This is a genomic window from Streptomyces torulosus, from assembly GCF_001419765.1.
In the GTDB taxonomy this organism is placed as follows: domain Bacteria; phylum Actinomycetota; class Actinomycetes; order Streptomycetales; family Streptomycetaceae; genus Streptomyces; species Streptomyces torulosus.
The window spans coordinates 1-6,002 of record NZ_LIRK01000666.1 but is presented as its reverse complement, the minus strand read 5'-3'; the positions used below and the strand labels follow the sequence as shown (position 1 = coordinate 6,002).

At 73.3% G+C, this 6,002-nt stretch carries 3 protein-coding genes; all 3 read left to right on the top strand.

The genetic code is table 11. The annotated features are described in order from the left end of the window. The coding region (locus AOK23_RS47320; RefSeq protein ID WP_240496730.1) for a type I polyketide synthase at positions 1 to 2,305 on the top strand (2,305 nt) is incomplete at its 5' end. Then, positions 2,298 to 3,419 (top strand): DNA alkylation repair protein, encoded by a 1,122-nt coding sequence (locus AOK23_RS36930; protein WP_055716863.1) that lies wholly within the window; start codon positions 2,298 to 2,300, stop codon positions 3,417 to 3,419. The genes AOK23_RS47320 and AOK23_RS36930, both read left to right, overlap by 8 nt. Continuing rightward, a partial coding sequence (locus tag AOK23_RS51555; protein WP_055716862.1) for an SDR family NAD(P)-dependent oxidoreductase occupies positions 3,416 to 6,002 on the top strand: 2,587 nt, incomplete at its 3' end. The genes AOK23_RS36930 and AOK23_RS51555, both read left to right, overlap by 4 nt.

Sequence of the window (6,002 nt, the reverse complement as noted above, 5' to 3'; positions counted from 1 at the left end):
GTCGCTGGTGGCCCTGCACACCGCCCTGCAGCATCTGCGCGCCGGTGACATCGACACGGCCGTGATCGGCGCGGTGCACGCCGGCCTCAGCCCCGAGTACTTCCGCTCGATGGGCGATCTGATGGCCCTGTCACCGAGGCACCGCTGCCGGGCCTTCGACAGCACCGCCGACGGCTTCGTCCCGGGGGAGGGCGCCGTCGCGGTCGTCCTGCGCCGCCACGACGACGCCCGACGGGACGGCGACCCGGTCCGGGGCCTCGTCAAGGGCGCGGCCGTGAACCACGGCGGCCGCACCACCCGTTACTCGGCGCCGAGCCCCCGAGGGCAACGCGACGTCATCGCGGAGGCCCTGCGGGACGCGGGTGTCGCCCCGGACACGATCGGCCTCCTTGAGGCGCACGGCACGGGGACGAGCCTCGGCGACCCGATCGAGATCGACGGGCTGACCCGGGCCTGGCGTGAACACACCGACCGCGCCCAGTTCTGCGCGATCGGCTCGCTCAAGTCCAACGTCGGTCACCTGGAGCCGGCGGCGGGCCTCGCGGGCCTGGTGAAGGCACTGCTCGCGATGGAGCACGAGGTGATCCCGCCGACCCTGCACGTCACGCACCCCAACGACCGGATCCGCTTCGAGGACACCCCCTTCTACCTCGCCGACCGGGCGCGGCCCTGGCCGCGCGAGGGGCACCCGAGGCGGGCCGCGGTCAGCGCGTTCGGCATGGGCGGCGTCAACGCCCACGTCATCGTCGAGGAGCCGCCGCGGCCCACCAGGGACACCCCGGTGCCGCAGGACAGCCACATCGTCCGCGTCAGCGCGGCCGACGAGACCACCCTGCGCGCCCTCGCCGGCACGTACGCCGACCACCTGACCGCCCTCACCGAGAACCGGCTCTCTCAGGACCACCTCACCGAGCACCGGCTCTCCGAGGACCACCTCTCCGAGGACCACCTCACCGAGAACCAGCTCACCGAGGACCGCTTCACCGAGAGCCGCCTCACCGAAGACCCGCTCGGCGACTTCGCCCGGACCGTCAACACCGCACGCACCGCCCACCCGTACCGCACCGCCGTCCACGGCACCACCGCCGCGGAACTGGCCGCCCGGCTCGCCGAGGTCGCCTCCGGGGCGACCCCGACGACCCGCCACACCCGGACGGCGACGACCACCGCCTTCCTCTTCACCGGGCAGGGCTCCCAGTACGCCCGCATGGGCGAGGGCCTCAGGGCGACCGAACCGCACTTCCGGGAAGCCCTCGACGAGTGCGCCGACCTGCTCCGCCCCTGGACCGACGTACCCCTGCTCGACCTGCTGTACGGCGAAGCGCGGCACCTCCTGGACCAGACGCGGTACGCGCAGATCGGCATCGTCGGCGTCCAGGTCGCCCTGGTGACGTTCCTGCGGGCCGTCGGCATCCGCCCCGACGTGGTCGCCGGGCACAGCCTGGGCGAACTGACCGCGGCCTGGGCGGCCGGCGTCCTCGCCCTGCCCGACCTGCTGCGGCTGACGGCGCTCCGCGGCGAGCTGATGCAGGCCCAGCCCGCCACGGGAACGATGGCCGTCGTCCACACCGACGCCGACGCGCTGACGGCCGAACTCCGGGCCTACCCCGGCATCGAGATAGCCGCCCACAACGCGCCCCGCGTCCACACCGTCAGCGGCCCGGCGGAGGTGATGGCCCGCTTCCGCGAGCAGACCTCCTCACGCGTACAGCCCCTGACGGTCAGTCACGCCTTCCACTCCGCAGTGATGGAACCGGCCCTCGCCCCCTTCGCGGACGCCGTGGCCGCCACCCCGCTCGCGCCGCCCACGATCCCCTTCGCCAGCGCCCTCACCGGCACCTGGCACAGCGACGTCACCGCCACCGATCCCGGGCACTGGGCCCAGGCCATCCGCCGCACCGTCCGCTTCGGCCAGGCCGTCACCACGCTCGCCGAGACCGGCCCCCACACCGTCTGGGAGATCGGCCCGCACCCGCAGCTGATCCCCCTCGCCCGCGCCACGCTCGCCGAGGCGCGCCCCGACCTCACCCCCCTGTGGATCCCCACCCTCCAACGGGGCCGCGCCGACCAGCCGCAGCTGCACGCCGCGCTGACCTCCCACCACAACCACACCGGCACCGACCTGCACTGGACCGGCCTCCACCACGGCAAACGCCAGAGCGTCACCACCGCCCCCGGCTACCCGTTCAGGCGGCGCCGGTTCTGGATCACCCCCGGCGCGCCCGATGCCCAGGGCCCCGCACCCACGACCACCCCCCAAAGCGATCACACGCACGAGACGAAGAGGCCCGAGCACCATGGCTAGCGAATACGGACTGAAGCGACACTTCAACGGCGAGGCCGCACGCCTCATCGGCGGCAAGGTCCACGCCGTACACCCCGACTTCGACGTCGAGGGGTACGCCGCCGAGGTCGAACAGCGCATCCCCGGCAAGGAACTGAAGGACCGCGTCCTCGTCCTGACCGAGGGCCTGCGCAGCCGGCTCCCCGAGGACTACCCCACGGCCGTGGCCGCGCTCCTGTCGATCCTCGGTGACGAACTCGCCGAGGGCGAGGGCATGTTCAACACCAGCTGGTTCCTGATGCCGGTGGCGAGGTTCGTGGAGGAGTACGGCCGGGACCACCCCGAGGTGTCCCTGGACGCCATCGAGGAGATCACCCGGTGCCACACCGGCGAGTACGCCATCAGGCCCTTCGTCGAGGACCACTACGAGCTGACCATGAAGCGGGTCGCCGAGTGGGCCCACAGCCCCAGCCACAACGTACGGCGCCTCGCCAGCGAGGGCATCCGACCGCGCCTGCCGTGGGCCCGCACCCTCGACGTCTTCGTGAAGGACCCGCGGCCCGTCCTGGAGATCCTCGAACCCCTGCGCAGCGACCCCTCCGAGTACGTCCGCAAGTCCGTCGCCAACAACCTCAACGACATCTCCAAGGACACCCCCGACCTCGCGCTCGCCACCGCGCTGCGCTGGCTGGAGGAGAGCCCCACCCCCGAGACCGACTGGATCGTGAAGCACGCCCTGCGCACCCTGGTGAAGAAGGGGGACCAGCAGGCCCTGGCCATCCTCGGGGCGACGGGCGGCGAACTCGTCCAGGTGTCCGCCCTGCGCGTCACGCCCGGCGCGGTCACCGTCGGGGACACCCTGCTCATCGACTTCACCGTGGAGAACGGCGACGACCGGCCGCACAGCGTGACCGTCGACTACGTGGTCCACCACGTGCGCAAGAACGGCCGCAGCATCCCCAAGGTCTTCAAACTGACGACGCTCCAACTCGCCGCGGGGGAGCGGCGGACCGTGCGGAAGTCCCACCCCGTCAAGGAGGTCCAGACCCGCCGCTACTACGCCGGGGAGCACACCGTGGACATTCAGGTGAACGGCCTGGTCAAGGCCACCGAGCGGTTCGACCTCCGCACATGAGTGGCTTCCGGGTCCACCTCGGCGTCACCGATCCGCTGGTCCGCGACCACCGCATCGGTGACACACCGGTCGTGCCGGCCGCCCTCCAGACGGACGCCGTCCTGACCGCCTGCGACACCCGACGGCCCGACCGCGTGTGGACGCTGGACAACGTCACCTTCCGCGCGCCGCTGCGGGTGACCGGGCCCGGCGTCGATCTGCGGGTGACCACGGCCGACGACGGGCGGTGCTCGGTCCTCTCCGCCGGTGACGACGCGGGCGGCGCGCCGGTCGAGCACAGCTCGGCGCGCGCCCGCGGCGTGCCGATGCCGCCGCCCCGCTACGTCGACGTGGGCGGACTGTGGGCCGGCTGCACCCGGCCCGTCCCGCTGACGGACATCGAGGCGTGGCGGCAGGCCAGCGGCATCACGTACGGGCCCGCCTACCGGGCGATCCGTTCCGCGTACCGGGGAGCGGACCGCATGCTGGTGGTCCTGCGCGCCGACGACGACCTGCACACGGCCCGGTTCGTGCCGCCGCCGCTGCTCGACAGTGTCTTCCAGGCCCTCGGCATGCTCGACGACGGAACGGCCGGGGCGTGCCTGCCGTGGTACGTGGGCCGGCTCGTGGCCCGCCGGCCCATCTCGGGCACGGTCCTCGCCCTCGTCGAACGGGACGCGACGGCCGGGGCCCGCGCCGGTGCCGTACGGGGGCGGGCCACCGTCTGCAGCCAGCAGGGCGAGGTGCTGCTCGAACTGGAGCGCATCACGCTCAAGTCGCCCACGGCGGGAGCCCCGACCGGCGCGGCGGCGGACGAGCGGAACCCCTCCGCCGGCGGTTCGATCGAGACCCCGGTCTGGCGGGAGGTCCGACCCACCCGCACGCCACGGGAGCGCCAAGGCCCCCTGCTGCTGGTCTCGCAGCGGCGGCCGTCGGCGTCGGACGGACCACCCGTCATCCACTTGACGCCCCAGGAGTTGACGCCGGAGCGCTTGGACGAGGTGCTCGACGGGACGCCCGTGGGCGCGGTGGTCTACGAGGCGCCGCGCGGACCGACGGACGAGGACCGGGTGGGCGAAGCCCTGCGGGGGGTCTTCGCCCTGGTACGGCGGCTGGCGGCCCGTCCGCCGATGCCGGACCTGCTCATCGTCACCAGCGGCGCCCACCGGGTGACGGGGGAGGAGACCGTCGACCCCTTCATGACCTCCCTGTGGGGCCTCGGCCGCACCCTGTGCGTGGAACACCCCCGCACCGAGGTGCGCCTGGTGGACCTGGAACCCGGCGCCGACCTCACGACGACGAACATGCCGACGGACCTCCTCGGGTACGCCGAGCCGGAACTCGCCCGCCGCCCCTCCGGCTGGTACCGGCCGACGCTGGAACCGGCCGGGCCCGCCCCGCTGCCGCCGAGCGGCGCCGACGCGCCGGCGCCCGCTCCCCGCTTCCGCGACGGGCGCTTCCTCATCACCGGGGGAATGGGCGGCATCGGTCTGCGGATCGCGGAGTCCCTCGCGGCCGAGGGCTGCGCCCATCTGACCCTCGTGGGCCGCACGGTCCCGGACACGGGGGAGACACGGACACGGCTCGACCGGCTGGGCACCCGCTGCGACCTGCACACCCTCGCCGCCGACGTCCGTACGCTGCCGAAGGCACTCGACGGCGCCGAACGCTTCGACGGGGTGTTCCACGCGGCGGGAGTGCTGCGCGACGGCCTGGCCCGCACCCTGACACCCGAGCAGGTCACGGACGTCCTCGGCCCCAAGGTCGGCGGGGTGCACGCGATCGACGACCTGATCGCCGCGAGCGGCACCCCCGACTTCGTCGCCCTCTTCTCGTCCGTCGCCTCCGTCCGCGCCAACCTCGGACAGAGCGCCTACGCCACGGCCAACGCCTACCTCGACGGCTACGCCGCCCGCCGACGCGCCGACGGGGCCCCGTGGTTCAGCCTCGGCTGGGGCCTGTGGAGCGTCGGCATGGGCGAGGGCATCGCCCCGAAGGCCGCCGCGCACGGCGTACCGGTCCTCACGGCGGACAGCGGTGTCGCCCTGCTGCGCACCGTCCTCGGCCGTCCTCCCGCGCACTACGTCCTGTGCGCCGCCGCCCACGCGAAGGAAGAACCCATGACCGTTGTGACGCCGGAAAGCGGACTGTGGCTGTCGCTGACCACGGCTCTGAAGAACGTGCTGCACGTCGACGCCGTGGCGCCCGAGGACGATCTGCTGGAACTGGGCCTCGACTCCATGATGGCGGTCGAACTGGCGGCGTCCCTGTCCGCAGACGGCTTCGAGGTCGACCCGATGGTCTTCTTCGAACACAGCACGGTCGGCGCGCTGGTGAACCACCTGCAACCTTCCGCCCCGCCGTCGGCGACCGAGGTCCCGCCGGCCCAGTCTCGGATGACCGCGGTTCCCACGACCCCGGCTCCGGTGAACACGGCCTTCACGCCTGTAGTCCCCCCGACGATCACGGCCCCGGAGCAGCCGGCGCCCGCCGTGGCCGTACGCCAGAGCGCCGCCGACTCCTTCGTCCCCGACTGGGACCGTTTCCGGACCCCCGCGTCCGACACACCCCACGAGCCCCCGACCGCAGGGGCCCAGCCGATAC

Coding starts and splice junctions, on each gene's coding strand:
- AOK23_RS36930 (WP_055716863.1), top strand. CDS start 2,298: ATGGCTAGCGAATACGGACTGAAGCGACACTTCAACGGCGAGGCCGCA.